Origin of the sequence: Psychrobacillus sp. FSL K6-1267 (genome assembly GCF_038003265.1) — a bacterium.
GTDB lineage: Bacteria > Bacillota > Bacilli > Bacillales_A > Planococcaceae > Psychrobacillus > Psychrobacillus faecigallinarum.
On the sequence record NZ_JBBOOR010000001.1, the window covers coordinates 3,632,585 to 3,650,582 of the forward strand.

19 protein-coding genes are annotated in these 17,998 nt (G+C 37.8%); 6 read left to right on the forward strand and 13 right to left on the reverse strand.

Annotated features, from left to right (window positions below):
• Positions 1 to 486 precede the first annotated feature (486 nt).
• Entirely contained in the window at positions 487 to 1,311 is an 825-nt protein-coding gene (locus MHB55_RS18595; protein ID WP_154312230.1) for an MBL fold metallo-hydrolase, read from the reverse strand.
• 362 nt (positions 1,312 to 1,673) lie between these two features.
• Between MHB55_RS18595 and MHB55_RS18600 the strand changes: the two genes are divergently transcribed.
• A complete protein-coding gene (locus MHB55_RS18600) occupies positions 1,674 to 1,874 on the forward strand; it encodes a cold-shock protein (RefSeq protein WP_144541707.1) in 201 nt (66 codons plus the stop codon).
• A 59-nt stretch (positions 1,875 to 1,933) separates the two neighbouring features.
• Here the strand turns inward: MHB55_RS18600 and MHB55_RS18605 are convergent, their stop codons facing one another.
• From MHB55_RS18605 to MHB55_RS18615, 3 genes are read right to left on the reverse strand one after another with little or no spacing between them, the layout of a single operon-like run.
• Positions 1,934 to 2,491 (reverse strand): DUF6434 domain-containing protein, encoded by a 558-nt coding sequence (locus MHB55_RS18605; RefSeq protein ID WP_144541705.1) that lies wholly within the window; start codon positions 2,489 to 2,491, stop codon positions 1,934 to 1,936.
• Entirely contained in the window at positions 2,481 to 2,876 is a 396-nt protein-coding gene (locus tag MHB55_RS18610; RefSeq protein ID WP_191697946.1) for a MerR family transcriptional regulator, read from the reverse strand. The genes MHB55_RS18605 and MHB55_RS18610 overlap by 11 nt, the downstream gene beginning before the upstream one ends.
• Positions 2,873 to 3,175: a hypothetical protein gene (locus MHB55_RS18615; RefSeq protein WP_191697945.1), complete on the reverse strand. Its 303-nt coding sequence runs from the start codon at positions 3,173 to 3,175 to the stop codon at positions 2,873 to 2,875. Before MHB55_RS18615 ends, MHB55_RS18610 begins: the two co-directional genes overlap by 4 nt.
• A 199-nt stretch (positions 3,176 to 3,374) precedes the next feature.
• Between MHB55_RS18615 and MHB55_RS18620 the strand changes: the two genes are divergently transcribed.
• On the forward strand, positions 3,375 to 5,063 hold the full coding sequence (locus tag MHB55_RS18620) for a methyl-accepting chemotaxis protein (RefSeq protein WP_191697944.1): 1,689 nt from the start codon (positions 3,375 to 3,377) through the stop codon (positions 5,061 to 5,063).
• Between the two features lie 374 nt (positions 5,064 to 5,437).
• Here the strand turns inward: MHB55_RS18620 and MHB55_RS18625 are convergent, their stop codons facing one another.
• The 7 genes from MHB55_RS18625 to MHB55_RS18655 all read right to left on the reverse strand — a co-directional run bounded on the left by MHB55_RS18625 (position 5,438) and on the right by MHB55_RS18655 (position 13,163).
• A complete protein-coding gene (locus MHB55_RS18625) occupies positions 5,438 to 6,964 on the reverse strand; it encodes a tripartite tricarboxylate transporter permease (RefSeq protein WP_144541697.1) in 1,527 nt (508 codons plus the stop codon).
• 18 nt (positions 6,965 to 6,982) lie between these two features.
• Positions 6,983 to 7,432: a tripartite tricarboxylate transporter TctB family protein gene (locus MHB55_RS18630; protein ID WP_144541695.1), complete on the reverse strand. Its 450-nt coding sequence runs from the start codon at positions 7,430 to 7,432 to the stop codon at positions 6,983 to 6,985.
• A gap of 55 nt (positions 7,433 to 7,487) precedes the next feature.
• On the reverse strand, positions 7,488 to 8,498 hold the full coding sequence (locus tag MHB55_RS18635) for a Bug family tripartite tricarboxylate transporter substrate binding protein (protein WP_144541693.1): 1,011 nt from the start codon (positions 8,496 to 8,498) through the stop codon (positions 7,488 to 7,490).
• Positions 8,499 to 8,636: 138 nt separating this feature from the next.
• Positions 8,637 to 9,332, reverse strand: coding sequence for a response regulator (locus MHB55_RS18640; RefSeq protein WP_144541691.1), 696 nt, complete (start codon positions 9,330 to 9,332; stop codon positions 8,637 to 8,639).
• Positions 9,316 to 10,932, reverse strand: a complete 1,617-nt coding sequence (locus MHB55_RS18645) for a sensor histidine kinase (RefSeq protein ID WP_340863814.1) — start codon at positions 10,930 to 10,932, stop codon at positions 9,316 to 9,318. Before MHB55_RS18645 ends, MHB55_RS18640 begins: the two co-directional genes overlap by 17 nt.
• Before the next feature lies 1 nt (position 10,933).
• Entirely contained in the window at positions 10,934 to 11,863 is a 930-nt protein-coding gene (locus MHB55_RS18650; RefSeq protein WP_340863815.1) for an AEC family transporter, read from the reverse strand.
• 145 nt (positions 11,864 to 12,008) lie between these two features.
• Positions 12,009 to 13,163 carry a YecA family protein gene (locus MHB55_RS18655; protein ID WP_340863816.1) on the reverse strand — a complete coding sequence of 385 codons (1,155 nt, stop codon included), beginning with the start codon at positions 13,161 to 13,163 and terminating at the stop codon, positions 12,009 to 12,011.
• A 170-nt stretch (positions 13,164 to 13,333) separates the two neighbouring features.
• Between MHB55_RS18655 and MHB55_RS18660 the strand changes: the two genes are divergently transcribed.
• From MHB55_RS18660 to MHB55_RS18675, 4 genes are read left to right on the forward strand one after another with little or no spacing between them, the layout of a single operon-like run.
• Positions 13,334 to 14,053 (forward strand): ABC transporter ATP-binding protein, encoded by a 720-nt coding sequence (locus MHB55_RS18660; RefSeq protein WP_144541683.1) that lies wholly within the window; start codon positions 13,334 to 13,336, stop codon positions 14,051 to 14,053.
• 14 nt (positions 14,054 to 14,067) lie between these two features.
• Positions 14,068 to 14,811, forward strand: a complete 744-nt coding sequence (locus MHB55_RS18665) for an ABC transporter permease (protein ID WP_340863817.1) — start codon at positions 14,068 to 14,070, stop codon at positions 14,809 to 14,811.
• A 50-nt stretch (positions 14,812 to 14,861) separates the two neighbouring features.
• On the forward strand, positions 14,862 to 15,320 hold the full coding sequence (locus tag MHB55_RS18670) for a LytTR family DNA-binding domain-containing protein (RefSeq protein ID WP_151112526.1): 459 nt from the start codon (positions 14,862 to 14,864) through the stop codon (positions 15,318 to 15,320).
• Positions 15,317 to 15,727 carry a DUF3021 domain-containing protein gene (locus MHB55_RS18675; protein WP_144541676.1) on the forward strand — a complete coding sequence of 137 codons (411 nt, stop codon included), beginning with the start codon at positions 15,317 to 15,319 and terminating at the stop codon, positions 15,725 to 15,727. The genes MHB55_RS18670 and MHB55_RS18675 overlap by 4 nt, the downstream gene beginning before the upstream one ends.
• 88 nt (positions 15,728 to 15,815) lie before the next feature.
• On the opposite strand, the gene MHB55_RS18680 is transcribed toward MHB55_RS18675, so the two are convergent.
• Together MHB55_RS18680 and MHB55_RS18685 are read right to left on the reverse strand one after the other, a co-directional pair.
• Complete coding sequence (locus MHB55_RS18680; RefSeq protein ID WP_225216185.1) at positions 15,816 to 16,985, reverse strand: PstS family phosphate ABC transporter substrate-binding protein; 1,170 nt, start codon at positions 16,983 to 16,985, stop codon at positions 15,816 to 15,818.
• An 11-nt stretch (positions 16,986 to 16,996) separates the two neighbouring features.
• Positions 16,997 to 17,845 (reverse strand): VanW family protein, encoded by an 849-nt coding sequence (locus tag MHB55_RS18685; protein WP_144541674.1) that lies wholly within the window; start codon positions 17,843 to 17,845, stop codon positions 16,997 to 16,999.
• Positions 17,846 to 17,998: the final 153 nt, after the last annotated feature.

A 17,998-nucleotide genomic window follows, 5' to 3' on the forward strand; every position in this document is an offset into this window, starting at 1 on the left:
TATGTAGCAGTCCTTTAGAGTGTAGACAAAAGGGTTGGAAATCATTTCTATTTCCAAGCTTTTTCCAATTATTCTAGGTTAAATCTGGTTAGTTTCTTAAGATTTAAGTCAGCAAAAGTAAGCATCGCCTGCATGGACAATTTTTTTTATTCCATTAGGGTTGTCCATCGCATACCATGCTTTTCTTTACTCTTTTCATATATTTCTTTCATGGTTGTGTCGCAAGTCCTCAGCTATATTATCCGTCCCCTCATTCCTTTAATAGGAAGCATTGTTGATTGGAGCGGAGAGCGGCGACTCCAGCGGGAATAGCGCGAGCTGAAGACCCTGGACTGAGCGTAGCGAAGGAAGCGGCTGAAGCCGTGCCCGCGGAAAGCGTCCGCTCGCAGCGGAGATTAACATTTCTAGCTTTATCTCTTAAAGGAAAAAAGACTGTAGGCAAAACACCAAAATTCATGGTGTTTGTCTACAGTCTGAAGGACTCTACTATGTAGCAGTCCTTTTGAGGCTCTCATTAATCACGGAACGTATGATATGTAGGGAGCTCCATTCACCCATGGAGAAGCGAGTGATGGGATATTTCTTCGGAAAAATAATATGGGTTATTTCTTCTTCACGTTTACCCTCCGCATGAAGCTGCAAAATACGGTCCTGTATCTCTAATAAATAATGTAACTTTCTTTCGAGTTGTCTTCTACCCTTCTCTAAGTAGCCTGCATGGCAGCAATAAACTTCATCAAAATCATACATAAGAACTCGCTGTAGGGACTCTATTAATGTCGGGATGCTTTCCTCTCGAAGTACGACCTTCGTTCGTTCCTGGCAATAGAGATCTCCTGTAAACAATTGCCCGGTCTGTCGATTAAGAAATGCTAAATGGTCCTCGGCGTGTCCAGGTGTAGGAATGACGTCCCATGTGGCGGATTTGGAAGTAAACGTCTCGCCAATCGGCTCTGCTTTAAACGGCTGCCTCTTCCCCCAAAATAGCCTGCGATAGAGAGGATAGTCGGCTTTCTTTTCGCAACAATCTATATAAAGCTCGTTCATATAGATTGTTTTACCTTGATTTTGTAGATAAGAAGCACAGCCAGTATGATCCTCATGATAATGAGTAATCATTACTTGATTTACTTCCTGCTGGAGAAAAAATGGTTTAAATTCCTTTTCGAGAGATTGTGACCCTGTATCTATTAAAACGCCATCCACTACAAAACAATGGACATTTAGTTTAACACTCTGAAAGGATACCTTCCCGTTTCCCATTACCACACCATTTTTAGTGGAAACATCAAATTCCTTTTTAAAAAGCATACGTTCTCCCCTTTTAAAAATTTTCTTTAGAAAAGAATACCATAAAATGAATGACTATTCACTATTTTAAAACTTCCCTAAGTACTGGTGCTTAGCTATTCATTATATAAAGTATAAGATAATTATTTATTCTGTTTTACAGGATTAGGGAAATACTTTGAGATATCTTAAGTACTTTACTGGACAAATGAGAAGTTACGTTATATACTGAGTTCAATAGTTAAATTGCTTCATCAAAACATTGAATTCACATATTACAAAAAGTGATCGTGAAATGTTTGTCGATACTCTTTGTAATATGTGAATTTTTTTATCTGTTGAAAGATTTATATTATTTAATTTATTTTATGGAGGTTTTTTACATGACACAAGGTACAGTAAAATGGTTTAACGCAGAAAAAGGTTTCGGATTTATCGAGGTTGAAGGCGGAAGCGACGTATTCGCTCATTTCTCAGCTATTCAAGGTGAAGGATTCAAATCTCTTGACGAAGGTCAAAAAGTTGAATTTGATATCGAAGAAGGTAACCGCGGACCACAAGCAGTTAACATCGTAAAACTTTAATTCTTCGGAATTAACTTGATAAAAGCCGTACACTCGAAGTAATTCGAATGTACGGCTTTTTATTTTTGATATTTATTACTACCTGGTAGCTGTTTGATAGCATTCCAAGCATCGATTGCATCCTGACGTGTTTTTTCTTTATTGTTAGGATCGGCAAAAAAGTCTTGAGTGAAACGGTTATATTCAAATTGAGGTGCAATCTCTCTTTTATAGGTTGGATCTTTTTTACGTTCTTCTTCCTCTTTCCAAGCATTCACTGCATCACGGTATGTTTTTCCAACGTTATTTTTAAAATAGTCCTGAATATAGGTAGAAAAATGAAATTTTGGTCCAATGGTTTGCTGAAAAAATGCTCTTACTTGTTGGCTACAGCGATGTCCCTCATTTATAACAGTATCTAAAGACAGCACTGCATCTGCTTTAACCTGTTTAGTCCTCCTGACTGGTTGAAGTATTTCACCTGAGCGCAGAAAAACCTCTATTCGATTGGCGATTTCTATTTTAGAGCCAGAGGGACTAATACTGTGTTCTCTACAAAACTTTTGAAGTTCTTCCTTTAACCAATAGTACTGTTGAAATTCCTCTATGCTTAAATTTTTTGTTAGATTAGGTCTCATTTTTTGTTCCTCCAAGTAATTGTTCCATTTTCTTGTCTGCACGGAGCAACACTTCTTTTATTTGTATAATCTGTTCTTCTTTTTGTATCATTTCCCGATATTTTTCTTGAAATAAATTTCTTAGCAATTGTAATTTATCTGTTTCTACCTCAGTTAATTCACTATCTTTATCTACATGTTCAGTCCACTCAAAGAGTAATTTTATTTCATTTAATGTAAAACCATTCTGTTTTAGCTTAATAATTACTTGGATAGACAGTATATCCTCTTCTGTGTAATCTCGGTGATAGCACTCTATGTTTGGCTTTAATAGTTTTATCTTTTCATAATACCGAATAGTATCCTTGCTAACCCCGGTCTGGGAAGCAAATTCTCCAATTTTCACAATATCACCCCTATTACAATTAGCATATGAAAAACAAACCGAAAACCATGGTGACTATAGCTGATCCTTCCCTTTGTCTGAATTCCTTCCCAGATTGCTAGCAAATGTAGACTTATAAAACAGACTACTATTAAATACAACGTCCAGTTTGGAATGAACGAGCTTACAACCAATGCAAGCGAAGTTAACACAAATAATAAGGATCGTATAGAAAAGCCCTTTTCCTTCCATTGTACCACTCCAGCTACTAATGTTAATAATCCATACATACAAACTAAACTATGAACAACTATTTCCATCTCCACCACCTCCTCTTTGACTTTAAATCGTGGAGTTAACTCCATGTCAACAATGTTTTTAAGCTACTTTAGACTATTTTTATTAAATTTTTATCAATAAATTCCTTTTAGTAATAATTTTTCATTAGCCTACTTCAAATGACATTACTAATAGTCGATAAATACGAAGTGATTATATTTATTGGAAAGAAGGCAGCTTATGAGTATCGGCAAAAAGTTAAACATCGCATTTATCACTATTCTAGTTTTGTTATTAATCTCTACTGGAACATTTATGCTTACATCTGCTAATGTGGAAAGTAAAGTGGATGAGGCTCTCGACTATAGAGTCACTCAATTACGAATAATCGACGAGATTCGTTTTGGGATTGGAATGCAGGGTCAATATTCACAGGAACTGTTAATTGATAATTCTCCAGAGACGAAGGAGCAGTTAGAATACTATATCCAGTATGTCGACAACAAAATTGCTGAAATTGCATCTCTTGCCCACTCCAAAACTATGAAGGAATATGTTGAAGAGATTTACGTTTATAAAAATGAATTCAATGAGGCATCTGGAATATACTTGGAGTATGCTAAAACAGGTAGCATGAGCTCTGGAACAAGAATTTTAAAGGATCGTATTACTCCTGCAAATGCTGGTATTTTAGATGTTGCAAAAAAAATGCTCGATTATCAGGATAAGGAACTGAATAAAATATCGGAAGATACGGATAACGCTATGATTCTGTCTAACATTGTAGCAATTGTTATGTTAGTCATTATTCTGATAAACGGTTGTTTTGTTATGTGGTTCACTCGTAAGCAAATCTCTAATCCGTTAAAAGAAATGGTGAGCGTGTCCGAAACCATTGCGACTGGAGATTTATCGGTGGATGATTTGAAATACGTATCTAAGGATGAAATAGGAAAGCTCTCTTCTGCTACTAATCAAATGAAAAACAATCTTCAAACGTTACTCAAACGCATACATGAGAATTCGGAGCATTTAAGCGCAGCTGCTGAGGAGCTGTCTGCTAGCACAGAAGAGGTAACCGCCTCTACAAATGAGATGGCCAATCGTGCTAATGACACTCTAGAATCTTCCGCTTCTGCTGCCCAGTCAGCCAACGAAAGTTCGCGCGCTATGGATGAAACTGCAACGGGAGTTCAAAGAATTGCCGAATCAACACAGAGCTTACATGACAATTCGAACGAGACGTATCAAGCAGCACTCGCTGGAGGTAAAATTATTCAACAGGCTAGCGAGCAGATGAATACGATTAACCATTCTTCCGAGATGATGAATGATTTAGTACAAAAGCTTAGCAAACAAACAATTGAAATTGAAAATATCACTAATGTGATTACGAATATCACAGAGCAGACTAATCTCTTAGCTCTAAACGCTGCAATCGAAGCAGCAAGAGCAGGAGAACATGGAAAAGGATTTGCAGTTGTTGCTGATGAGGTTCGCAAGCTTGCAGAAGAATCTAGACAATCCGCAAATCAAATAGTGAATTTGATTAAGGAGATAAAATTAGATACAAGCAATGTAGAGAAAGCTGCTGAGGACTCCCTCACTTCTGTTACAGAAGGTGTAAAAATTATTGGAGAAGCAGGCCAAGCTTTTGAGGAAATTGTCACTGCTGTAGAGCAGATGAACATTCAAATTGAGGAAATTTCAGCTACTTCTGAGGAAATTTCAGCTTCTGCAGAACAGGTTTCCGCCTCTGCAATGGAAATCGCTAACGGAGCAGCAAATGCTTCCTCTAACGTAGAAAGTATTGCAGCAGCTATCGAGGAGCAAACAGCTAGTATGGAGCAAGTCAGTGGTGTGGCGGTTGAGCTGTCACAGAATGCTCAGGACTTACAAGAAGAAATAAATAAATTCAAACTAGCATAAAAATATCTCCATTTTACTCTTTTTCGCAAGCTACAGACCTACAGACCTATAGTCCATTCAATACCGAATAATTTTTAGGAGGATGATCGCACTTCATGATCGTCCTCCTATTTTAATATTTATCGATCACCTCAATTAAAAGTGAGCGCCTATAGCAATACATTTTTATAAAAAAACAGCTACCAAAGTTTATGACTCTGGCAGCTGTTTTGAGGGATAAGAAAAGCATATAGACAGGCGGGGAGGTAGACAGCTAAGGCCATTCCAAATGACGTGTAAGCGACGCGACAGGGCCAGCTTTTTCACTCCCCCACCAGAAAGCGCCCGCTTAAAGCGGAAATATCTTAAAACCATCTTTTAAGAATCACTTATATCTATTCTTCCTCATTAATAATCACTTGTTTCCCTCTAGCCTTTAATATAAGAGGGACTAACAACCAAGCAGCTGCCGCAATTATGAAAACTAATGATAATGGTTTCGTAAAGAAGATACTAAAGTCTCCGTTAGAAATGGTCAGTGCACGGCGCATGTTATTTTCGATCATAGGACCTAACACAAGTGCAAGCACTAATGGGGCAACTGGGAAATCATTTTTAGATAAGAGATACCCAAGTATTCCACAGCCTAATAATAAAAACAAATCGAAGGTTGTGTACTGTACAGCGTACACTCCGAAAAATGAAATGGCTATAATCATTGGTAGCAAATATTTTTTAGGTGTTTCAATAATTTTTGCAAACACTCTAACTAATGGCATATTCAACACAAGCAGCATCAAATTCCCAATGAACATACTAGCAATCAAACCCCATGCAACCTCTGGATGCTCATCAAATAATAACGGGCCTGGCTGAATATTATACATAATAAGTGCTCCCATAAGGATCGCTGTTGTTCCAGATCCAGGTATACCTAGTGTCAAAAGTGGAATCATCGCTCCACCTGAAGCTGCATTGTTTGCTGATTCTGGACCAGCCACTCCTGCAATATTCCCCTTCCCGAAAGTTTCAGGCTTTTTGCTAAATTTCTTCTCTGTAGTGTAGGAAAAGAAGGATGCAAGTGTAGCCCCTGCTCCTGGTAAGACTCCAATAAAGAAGCCAAGTAAAGAACCTCGGACAATAGGTACAGAGCTGTCCTTGATATCCTGTTTAGTGGGTAGTATGCGGTTTATCTTTGCTATATTACCCGTCTCTTCATCTTTCTCCAATATCGTTTTAAATACCTCACCTAGTGCAAATAATCCTACAGCGATTGTTAAAAACTCTAGGCCAGAATAAAGAATCGGTTGGTCATATGTAAAGCGAGCAATACCGGAAACTGCATCAATACCAATCGTTCCTAGCATGAGTCCTAAAACAGTCATTATTAATGCCTTGGTCATAGACTTTCCTGCGAGCCCACTAACGGCAGCTAGCCCCAGCAGCATTAAAGAAAAGTACTCAGCTGGTCCGAATTTAATGGCGACATTAGAAAGAGGCTCGGCTAGCAGCACTAGACCGAGAAGGGCAACAATTCCTGCCACGAATGATCCGATAGCAGCGATGGATAAAGCAGCTCCTGCTCTGCCCTGCTGTGCCATTTGGTATCCGTCTAATGTAGTTACAACGGATGAGGACTCTCCCGGTGTATTCAATAATATAGATGTCGTTGAACCCCCATACATAGCACCATAATAAACCCCTGCTAACAATATAATAGAGCTAGCTGCTGCAGCTTCTGTTGGCATCCCCGACGTGATAGTTGCAGTTACCGGAATTAGGAGAGCCACACCGCTCATAGGTCCAATCCCAGGTAAAACGCCAACAGCGGTTCCAATAATTACACCTACAAATGCAAATAATATATTTTGCCATTGGAAGGCAACACTAAATCCATCCATTAAAAACTGTAATGTACTCATCGCTTGATGTCTCCCTCCTTATAGCAGTGGAAATCCTGGTAACGAACCTCCGAGCAGCTCTGAGAATAAGTAATAAACCCCGACTGAAAATACGGCAGATATGATGACCGAGTAAATAACTTTTCCACGTTCAACTGTTTGAAAAGCAACAAGCAGAAAGAGAAAAGTAGAAATAACATAACCAATCTTTTCGAGTAAAAAGGCGTAAAGTAAGGCACTAACAAAAATTATGATAAATTTCTTATATTGAAGCTTTTCTTTGCCAGATTCCTCTGATTTATATTTAAACGTTTCATATATTAAGCGAATACTAAGAAGCATTAATATAATTCCAAGCCACATCGGAAAGATTTTTGGTCCTACTGAGGAGCCATATGCGCTATCAGAAATTTTTTGACTCTCCACCAAAAAAATTATTCCTACCAATAAAAAGCCAATACCAGCAAAGCGGTCAAAGCTTTTATTCATCTATCTATCCCTCCCACCAAAAGGAAAAGGCGACTTTACTAGTCGCCTCACCTGATTATTTCTGCATACCAAGAGCTGTTAGCAATTCTACAATTACTTCATCTTGCTCTTCTAAATAAGCGGTAAAGTCTTCTGAGTTACGATATTCACTAGCCCAGCCGTTTCTCTCAAGCTCTGCTTTCCACTCGTCTGTCTCCGTCATCTTTTCCAGCTTTTCTGACCAATAGGTTACAGCACCTTCAGACATTTCCTTAGGGCCAAAAATTCCACGCCAAATAGTGAATTCTGCATCAATTCCGGATTCCTTGAATGTTGGAACTTCAGCAAGCTCTCCCTCTAATCGTTCACTAGAGCTAACTGCCAAAACTCTCACATCTCCAGACTTCACATAAGTTGCGATAGTAGAAGCATCTGTAGCTATCACATCAGCATTTCCACCAAGAAGGGCAGCAACTGCTTCTCCCCCTCCGTCATAGGACACATACTTTACAGACTTAGGGTCGATTCCCGCTTCATGTGCTGGTAGTACTCCAACTAAATGATCCATAGAGCCCGGTGCTGACCCTCCAGCTAAAGTAACTGCTTTCGGATCTGCTTTAATAGCGTCTAGCACGTCTTGAAGTGATTCAAACTTAGAATCATTTTTTACTACGATTGCGCCATAATCACGAGTAAGCTGTGCTAAAGGAGTAGTATCCTTGTAGCCATATGGACTATTCCCTTCAGCCTTGTTGTTATTAATAAGAATTGGTGGTGATTTAACCATTAGGACATGATCATTTTTTACTTCTTTCGTAGCGAATTCTGCCATGTATACAGCTCCACCACCACCTGGTTTATTCTCCACTGTAATTGGCTTCTCCACCAATTTTGTATCGTTTAATGTTTTTGCAATGGCACGTGCTGTAAGATCCCAGCCACCACCTGCTCCAGAAGGAGCAACAAGTGTAATGTTATTCTTTGGATACTCCGATGCTTTAACACCTCCATCATCCGATGAACACGCTGCAAGACCTAATGTAAGTGTTGCGACTAAAGCGATAGGAGCAAATTTTTTCATCCACATCTAACTTTCCCTCCTTATAACCTATTTTATGAGAGCGTTTTCATACGCTTTCTATTAATTTATCAAAACATTTTATATATTCAATGTTTGTGGTTATAAGTTCAATAAGGAACATAAAAATCATTTTGTTCATATTGTTCACGACTGATTTATAAAGTATCTTCTCTCTGGTCTTCCTACTGAACCGTAAATAAGCTCTGTATAAACGATTCGTTCCGATACTAAATACTCTAGATATCGCCGTGCAGTTGAGCGACTAACACCAATATCCATTCCAAGTCCCTCTGCTGTAATCCCATCCTTAATTTGTTTAATATGATTGACTACCTTTTCCTTTGTAATTGGATCTATCCCTTTAGGAGGTATTGCTTCCTTTTCTAACGTACCGTTAGTTGTACTGTTTCCCCAAAGAGATTTGATGATGCTTTCCTGGACTTGGCCTTCTTCTTCTAGAATGTCTCTTTTTGCCTTGTACGCAAGTAAGCTTTCTTTAAATCTTTCAAAGGTAAGTGGCTTTAAGATATAGTCTGCTACACCGCTTCGGAATGCTTTTTTTACAATATTAGATTCAGAGGCAGCTGTGATGAAGATAATGTCTGTTTCTGGACTATATTCCTGAATGACTTTTAGTAGCTCTGTCCCTTTCGTATCAGGTAGGTACACATCTAGTAAAATCAGATCCGGCTTATATGAAATAATCCAATCCTTCGCCTCTTCTCCCGTGAAGGCTGCACCAATCATTTGGAATCCTTCAATTTTCTCTATAAATCTACGATGAATATCAGAAATTCGTCTGTCATCCTCTATGATTAAAACTTCAATTTCCTTTGTCATGCAAGTAACCTCCTTTTGGTATAGACACGATAAACAATGCCCCACCCAAATCTCCTCGTTCAATGGAAATCTTTCCAGCTAAATCATTTAAACTATCCTTTACCTTAACCAATCCGTATCCATGATCTCCCTCACTTTTTGTGGATATCTTTTCAGTTAGTACAATATCTAATAGCCCATTCGGCATTCCATCTCCAGAATCCTCGACTTCTATAATAATTTCTTCTCCATTATCAAAAATATATATCCGAACATTTCGTCCTGCTTCTGGTTTAGATTCGACCGCCTCAAAGGCATTTGTCACTAAATTTCCTATAATAGAGACAAATAAATGCTTTTGTAAATGACTTGGAATCTTTTCTAAGTAACTATCCTCATCTAAGATAAAGCGCACCTTCAACTCCTTGGCACGATTTAAAAAGCCAATCACAATTCCCCCTAAAAAAGGGTCCTGCAGTCTTCTAGTCATAAATTGAATAAGCGACTGATGCTCTGCTGTCTCTAACTGTATTAACTCAATCGCATCCTCGTAGGAATGAAGCTGTATTAAGCCAGAAATTGTGTAAAGAAAATTGTGATACTCATGAGTTTGTGCTCTTAGGGCTTCTGTGTACTGCTTTACCTGTGAAAGCTCCTCCGACAGCTTGTCTATGTCAGATTGAAGACGAAAGCTTGAAACTGCTCCTATAATTTCCTCACCGACACGTATTGGAATTCGATTAACAATAGCCTTTTTCCCTTTAATCTCCATAGGTCGGTCTAAATGCTGCTCCCCAGTCTCCATAACCTGCAGGAGGTATGTATTAGGGATAACCTCCCAAATGTTCCTCCCAACCAATTGGGCTTCCGTAGGTAAAGAGAGAACTTCATGAGCTGCCGTATTAATCATGGTAATGATTCCCTTAGCATCGACCATTATGACTCCCTCCCGTATCGACTCTATTAAAGCATTTCGCTCCATGAACAAGTTAGCAATTTCCGAGGGTTCTAGATTAAAGAGCTCCTTTTTAATAGTCCGTGCCAAAATACTAGAGCCAATAATTCCAATGGCTATTGCAATCAAAACAATATATGCAATATTATCAATATACCTTGCAAAGATAAGACTCATGTCTTCCTTTAAAAACCCTACCGAAATAATCCCGACTATTTCCCCTTGTTCATCCAAAACAGGAGCCTTTCCTCTTAACGCAGATCCCAATGTCCCAGTCGCCTCGGAAACGTAGGATTTCCCATAAACTAATGCTTGCTCATTGTCATCGCCAACCATTTTTTCTCCTATTCTGTCCTCTACTGGGTGGGCGTAACGATAGCCTTCCTCGTCTCCAATAACAATATATTCCGCTCCGGTTAAACCCTGAATCTCTAGAGCTATTGGCTGTAGGAGCTCAGTAGGATTTTCTGACTGAAAGCCCGCCAAAATATCCGGTCGCTCCGCTGTCGTCTTGGCTATACTGAGTGCCCTTTCTCCAATTTCATCTTCTATTGCATGAGACATTGTAAAATAAAGAGAGACACCGATAATAATTGCAACTAATGACACAAAGATTGCACCAAACCCAAATATTCTTTTTTGCAATGAACGTTTCTGCTTCTTCATCTCATCCCCACCATATATTCGATAAATAAATGACAACTGTTACTGTTAGGCAGCTAACAACGGTTGAAAACAATACTATTTGTGCTGCTAGGTTTGGCTCCACATCATATTCTAGTGCCAAGGTTGAACTGTTTCTAGAAGTCGGAAAAGCGCTTGCGATAAACAAAGACTGAGCAACGACTCCATCCAATTCCATTAAAGTGATTAATCCAAAGGCAAGCAATGGGCCTATTATTAAGCGACCAAATGTGCTAAACAAAATGAGCTTGTTGAAAATAGTCTTTATATTGAGCTGCGCCAATTGTGCGCCCAGTGTAATAAGCGCAATTGATATAAATGCATTAGCTAAATAGTCGATTGGAATTCTCAATGATATAGGAATGCCAATATTCCAGTAATTCATCAATGCCCCTATTATCAGCGCATGTACCAATGGGAGACGAAATAAACTTTTCAATATGTCCAGTCCAGATTTTGTAGTAGATATCAAATTATAAAGTCCATATGTATAGGTCATGATATTTTGAAAGATAACAATAATGATTTGAATAGAAGTTCCCAGTGGATTGGCATAGAAAAGCATTTGACTGACCGGAATCCCATAGTTTCCAGAATTGATCAGCACGATACTATTACTAAAAATAGCTGACTGCTTCTTCTCTAGCTTTAAAAGTTTTCCAAGCAGCCAGCTAACCACCATTAAGCAAGCACTAAAAATAAGCAGATATAGCGTAATGCTTCCTAATATTTCTGCATTAACTTCAGTCTCATAAATGTTAATAAACACAGCGGCTGGCATTAGACAATAGGTGATTAGGTTAGATAACGCTTTCAGGTTAAACGAAAACTTCCATTGTAGCCATGCACCAATCATCAACATGATTAAAATAGGTGCTACTACCTGTAAAAAAACCATACTTAAATATTCCATATCCCCTTCTCCTTTCATAATTTTTCCCCCGTAAAATTTTTAGATGTTATTTAACTTTTTAAATTTTCTGCTATATCATTATATAGAAAAACCACCAGTTAATGGTGGTTCTCCTGTATTTCATTAATTTTTTCAATAAAGCTAATCATTTTCCACAGCATTTTTTATATTTTTTACCGCTGCCACACGGACATGGATCATTTCTACCTATTTTTTCGCTTACTACTGGTTGGGAAGCCTGTGCTTGTTGCTCTTGTTCAAACTCTATGGCGTTTTGCTCCGCAATTTGCTTCCATTCTCCCAACGAATCATGTGAACGTCCCATTACTGTATAGAAAGCGTAAAGTGTTTGTTCTAAATCAATCATACCGCCATGGTAGCCATTACTAAGGTAATCCTCTATTAAAGGAAATGCTTGCTCTGTTAAGTGAGCTGTTATAGACTCAATAACAGTCTCTTTTCCAGTCTCATCTAACTTATCATAGCTTTTTATTAGTACTTCTATTGCTTTGTCCGTTTTCGTTTCTTTTAAAATACTGGTCGCATAAATACACGTTTCATTCTTCATCGCATAGGGAGCAACTGCTTCCACTACATCATCTAATTGAAAGCTACTAAGTGCAACTGCCACTTCTTCTAATAGAATATCTTCTTCTCTATCTAATAGGGTAGCAAGCGAAGGTATATATTCATTTAACTGTAGGATACCAACTGCTCTTACAGCTAAAATGCCAGCGACCGAGAAATGCTTTTCTCCTATCTCTTGCTCCAGAATTTTCTTCACTTCTTGAGGGCCATAGCTGTCCTTCTCAATCATTCGTCCAAGTATCTTTTTAGATTTTTGAAATTCTAGCGCGTTGAATCCATCACGGTTAACATTCCCAACAACCTCCTCATACGTTTTCCAAAGCGCATCCTTGCTTGCCTCCAATAATAATTGATTGAATTCAATGTACTCCGTTCCAATATAAGGAGTAAGCTGATCTGCTTTGTCCACCAGAACCTGAGAAGGTAGATTCATGACATATTGAAGGACTAAATGTCTCTTCGACTTTGTTACCTTTTGGAGGAGCTTCATCAGAATCGGGAACGTTTCTTCTGTTACATTATTCTCCTGTCCCCAGACTAGAATGGAATCCCTTTCTTGTACGTCAGCATTTAGGGAATTCGTTAGTTGTTCATTTACCGTCTCACTTGGCGTAAATGGAAATTCATTCAGTACATACGATGCAAATTCTCTGACCAGTCTTTCCTCATGATTAATCATGGGAGTTACTTTGTTTAAGAATGCTTGATTCATTTGAATTCCTCCTTTAATACTCTCAATATACTTCCTTTTAGTAGACAATTGCAACTTGCCTATAAATTTATGTAAGTTACCTCCTCCAACTTACCACTTACCGAAATACAGAAGAATGCAAAGCAGAATCATCATACACTTGGTTTATAAATAAAACGGGAGGGATTATTTTGCATATTATTGAAGTTCAAAATTTGAAAAAATCTTATGGGGATAAGGAGGTACTAAAAGGTTTAGATTTTCAAGCTGCAACGGGGGAAATCATCGGGGTGATTGGAAAAAATGGAGCAGGTAAATCTACTTTTTTAGAAATTCTCATGACTATCAAGCAATTTGATGCTGGAAGTGTCCTAGTACTAGAAGAAAATATCCGTACCATTTCCATGCAGCGCTTAGAAGAGCTTCGAAAACAAATTGCGGTTGTTCTTCAACCGACTCAATTTTATCGTACGTTAAAGGTAGAGGAATTATTAAAGCTATTTAAGTCCTATTATAGGTCCTCCATTGATATAGAAAAAATTATGGGAGACTTTAAATTAGAGCCACATCGCAAAAAATATTTTGATAAATTATCTGGTGGCTGGAAACAAATTGTTAGCCTAGCTATTGCATTTTTGTCCGAGCCCAAGCTGCTTATTTTAGATGAGCCAACCACTGGTTTAGATCCACATATGCGTAATATGCTGTGGTCCTATATAACTCAATACAATGAACGCACCGGAGGCACCGTCATTTTGACTACCCACAATATGGATGAGGTAGAGCTGTACTGTGACAAGGTATTGCTAATCAACAATGGTACAAACGATGTTTTTGCTACAACCGATGAAATTTTAGCTTTAGGCCACCGCTCCATCAATGACTTTTACCTTCAGAAAGTATCTATCTAAGGGGGGGACTTATCATGTTAGCTACACAATTAAAATATGATTTACTTATGTTTTCTAGAGAAATTTTTTACCTTGTCTTTGCCATTGTTATACCACCAATCACGTATATCTTTATGGGCCTATTATATGGTGAAATGACGTATGATCATGGATTAAATTATGCACAATCTTATACACCATCCTTTATTTTACTTATAACATTCACCGTTGTCTTTTTTGCTTTTGGGTTTGATCAGGTCACTCATCGAACAACTGGTGTTGAAAAACGAATTCGCCTATCTCCTGTACCCAAAAATATTTTACTAACTTCAAGCATTTTACGGGCGATTATTATTACAACCATAGGCTACCTTATGATATTTGGCATTGGATTAGTTATGTATGATTTGTCCTTTGATTTAATGAACGTTCTTGCTTCCTATGGTTTTTTTATACTTATGAACGTTGCATTATTAATCATGGCGGATGCTATTTACTCCTTTTTCAAGAATATGAACAGTGCTCTTGTATTTTCTATCGTTATCATGCAAGTTGTCATTTTTACCGGGGGTTTTGCACAGCCGATTAACTTAATGCCAAAGTTTGTGCAGGTAATTGCAGAGCTAAACCCTCTCTATCATATGAATAACATGTTTAAGGCAGTGTGGAATGGTCAGCTTTCTTTGTCTAATGAAGCACTGATTTCTCTTAGCTATATTGGAGGGATTCTGATTATATCTATCCTCGTTATTCGTTTCATGCACAAGCGGAAAATCTAAAGACAATTATTATTTGAAGGTTTACACTATTGATAAGAGAGGTGCTGTAAATGAAAGTATCGTTAACTATTGATAGTGAATTTAAAGAGACGAAAGTCAAAATTGAAACGCCTAAGCTAAGTGAATCAGTGCAGGAATTATTAGAGTTTATAAAAGGCAGAGAAACTGAATTTTTAGTTGGTAAAATAGGTGAAATGCAGCATATTCTAAAGCCAGAGGATATTCATTATTTTCATACAGAAAAGGAGGCTGTTATTGCAGTAACCTCAACTGGATCGTATAGATTGAAGGAAAAGTTATATGAGCTAGAGGAAATCTTACCATCAAGCAAATTTATACGTTTATCTAAATCTGTAATAGCTAACCTCTATGAACTCAATCGTTTTGAGGCTTCTTTCAATGGGACGCTATGTGTTTACTTTAAATCTGGAGCAAAAGAATATGTCTCTAGAACGTACGTCAATCATATTAAGGAGGCCCTAAAGATGAACAGGAGGAAAAGCGAATGAAAACTTTTTTGTTTAGAAGCATGATTGGTATCTTTTTCGGTGCATTTATAGCTGTCCTATTAACAAATGGTGTCGTTCTCTTTAGTGACAGAGAAACATTAAACGGGCCGCTATTCTTGAAAAATTCATTAGGTTCTATATTTTGCGGTTGGTTATTCACAGTAACTCCACTCTACTTCGAGAATATGCGTTTTACAATGATGCAAGCAACTGTCCTCCATTTTCTAACTGTTTTTGTAGCATATTTTATCTTTGCCTTCTTTATAGGCTGGATTCCTTTTACCTTGTTAAGTTTTGGAACTGCACTTGCCATTTTCGTTGTTGTTTATACCTTACATTGGCTAGCCTTCTACTACTATTTCCGTATACAAGCAAAAAAACTAAACAAAGAACTAAACTCTATATAAGAAAAGTGTAGGAAATCTGTGGAGGTAGTTCGCAGATTCCTATTTCCTAACACAAGAATAATAGGTTATGAGGAAAACTCGCAACCTATTATTTATGTATTGGTACATATCCTGTTTTTTCAACTAGTTCCTGCCCTTGCGGAGAAAGAATCCATTCGATGAGTTCATCTACATAGGGATTTTTAGTATTGGTTGTTATTACATAAAACTCTGATGCAATTGGATATTGGTTGTTTCGAATATTCTCTTTCGTAGGTGCTATCCCGTTTATGTTTAATAGTTTAATCTGGTCGTTTTTCACCATTTCATTCGAATAATAACGAAAGGTGTAACCAATAGCATTTTTATAATTTTTATATTGGGCTACCTCTTCAATAATTCCATCCATGGCATTCACAATATCCTCAGTCGGAGCTTCCATTAAAGGAGTTTCTCCCATTAAATTTTGTAAAGCTGTTTGACTCCCACTACCCTCAGGTCGTTGGAATGCTCGTATAGAATCGTCACTTCCTCCAACATTCTGCCAATTTTTAATGCTCCCTGAGTAAATATCCTGGATTTGCTTAATACTGAGCCCGTCTACTTCATTTTTTTGGTGGACAAAAAACACAAATGCTTCTCTCCCAATCGGTGTAAGTTTAAGCTCTACACCATTACGCTTTGCGTGATTGATTTGCTCCTGAGAAGGCTGCGCAACAAAAATCATATCTACCTTACCTTGGATTAAATTATTGTATGCATCGGGAGTTGTATTCACCATGACTTCACTGGAACCTGGCTCATATGTTTTTTCTGGGTAAACCGCCTGAGCAAAAGAAGCATACAAAGGATATAAAGCAGTCGCTCCGTCCATCTTAGGTAGATTATCTGTAATTTTGAGCGACGCCTCTTCTTCTAGCGTTGCAATCTTTAAAGGCTCAATGAATGGCTGATACTCCCAAATATCTAATTCTGCCCCCACTGTTGGAATACTATTCTCGTACATCTTTTTAACAGGAGTAATTGCACTAATTGCTAGAGCTATTCCCATGATTCCTAAAAACCATTTTGTCCTTTTTTTAGTAGTAAAAAAATTAAACAATCGGAAAATGAAAAATAAGTACAGGGCAATTGCTCCAGTTATTAATGTCGCTATATAATAAATGTTTCCAGTCAATGCAAGTACTACGAGAATGAAAAATGTTATCATGCTTAAGCCTATTAAACTAAAAAATGCATAGAATATTTTTGCTCTTAGTGACTCTTTTCGTTCATCCATTCTATTACCCCCTAATACTTTGCAGAAGTTGTCAGCATAGGCTCATACATCATTATCGCGTGATTTTGCGTAATGAACTCATCATCAATTAACCCACCCTGCAAATCATATACTCTTCTATAAATACTGTTGTGTCTAACATAGCCTCCCCAATATTCCTTCGAAATTAAATGGTCCTTCTCGTACACCTCATATCTACTAGTAGCAGGGTTGTCTGCTCTCCATTCTCCTACTAAATGGGTATCCGTTAGATATAATATTAATTGATAGGGCTGACTTGTTTCATTCGTAATCTGCAGATCCAAGTAATTGTATGCACAGGTAGCCCCGCTTCCAAATGGTTGACTGCGATTAGAATCGGGGAATACATCATAACTATGGCGATATCGCTCCGTTACCTTAAGCGGTGTATGCAATGTAATCCAATAGATCAGGTTTGATAATTGGCACAGGCCACCTCCGACTCCTACCGTTACCTTTCCATAGTGTAAAATCATGCCTTCGACGTAACCCTTTCTCTTACTCGTATTTCCGATTAATCGCCAATATGAGAGCGTTTCTCCAGGTTGAACGATGACACCACTTATTTGCTTAGCAGCAATTTTAAGATTCCTAATCTTGTTATGCTGTAGCCACATTTCTACATCTTGTAATTCGCGGAGTAGAAGCGTTTGATGAGAGGCAATAACCTTTGGCTTTCTATTCTCTACCTTCTCTAAAGCATATTTTTTCTTTCCAGCATACCAATCAACATAACGCTTCATACGAAAATACTTTTTTCCAAAGTAAATGCGTAATTGACTTCTATCTATCGGCTTCAGTGATTCCACTACTTGTCCCTCCTGTTCTGAATTAGACATATAGCTCAATAATAGACCAACTTTTCAGAAATAAGAAGCATCACTTTGATAATATTGACAAAATAGGAGTTAACTCCCTTGTAATAGAGGAGCATAAATTAGACAAGTTATTTGACATAAAAAAACACTACCCATACAGGTAGTGGCTTAGTT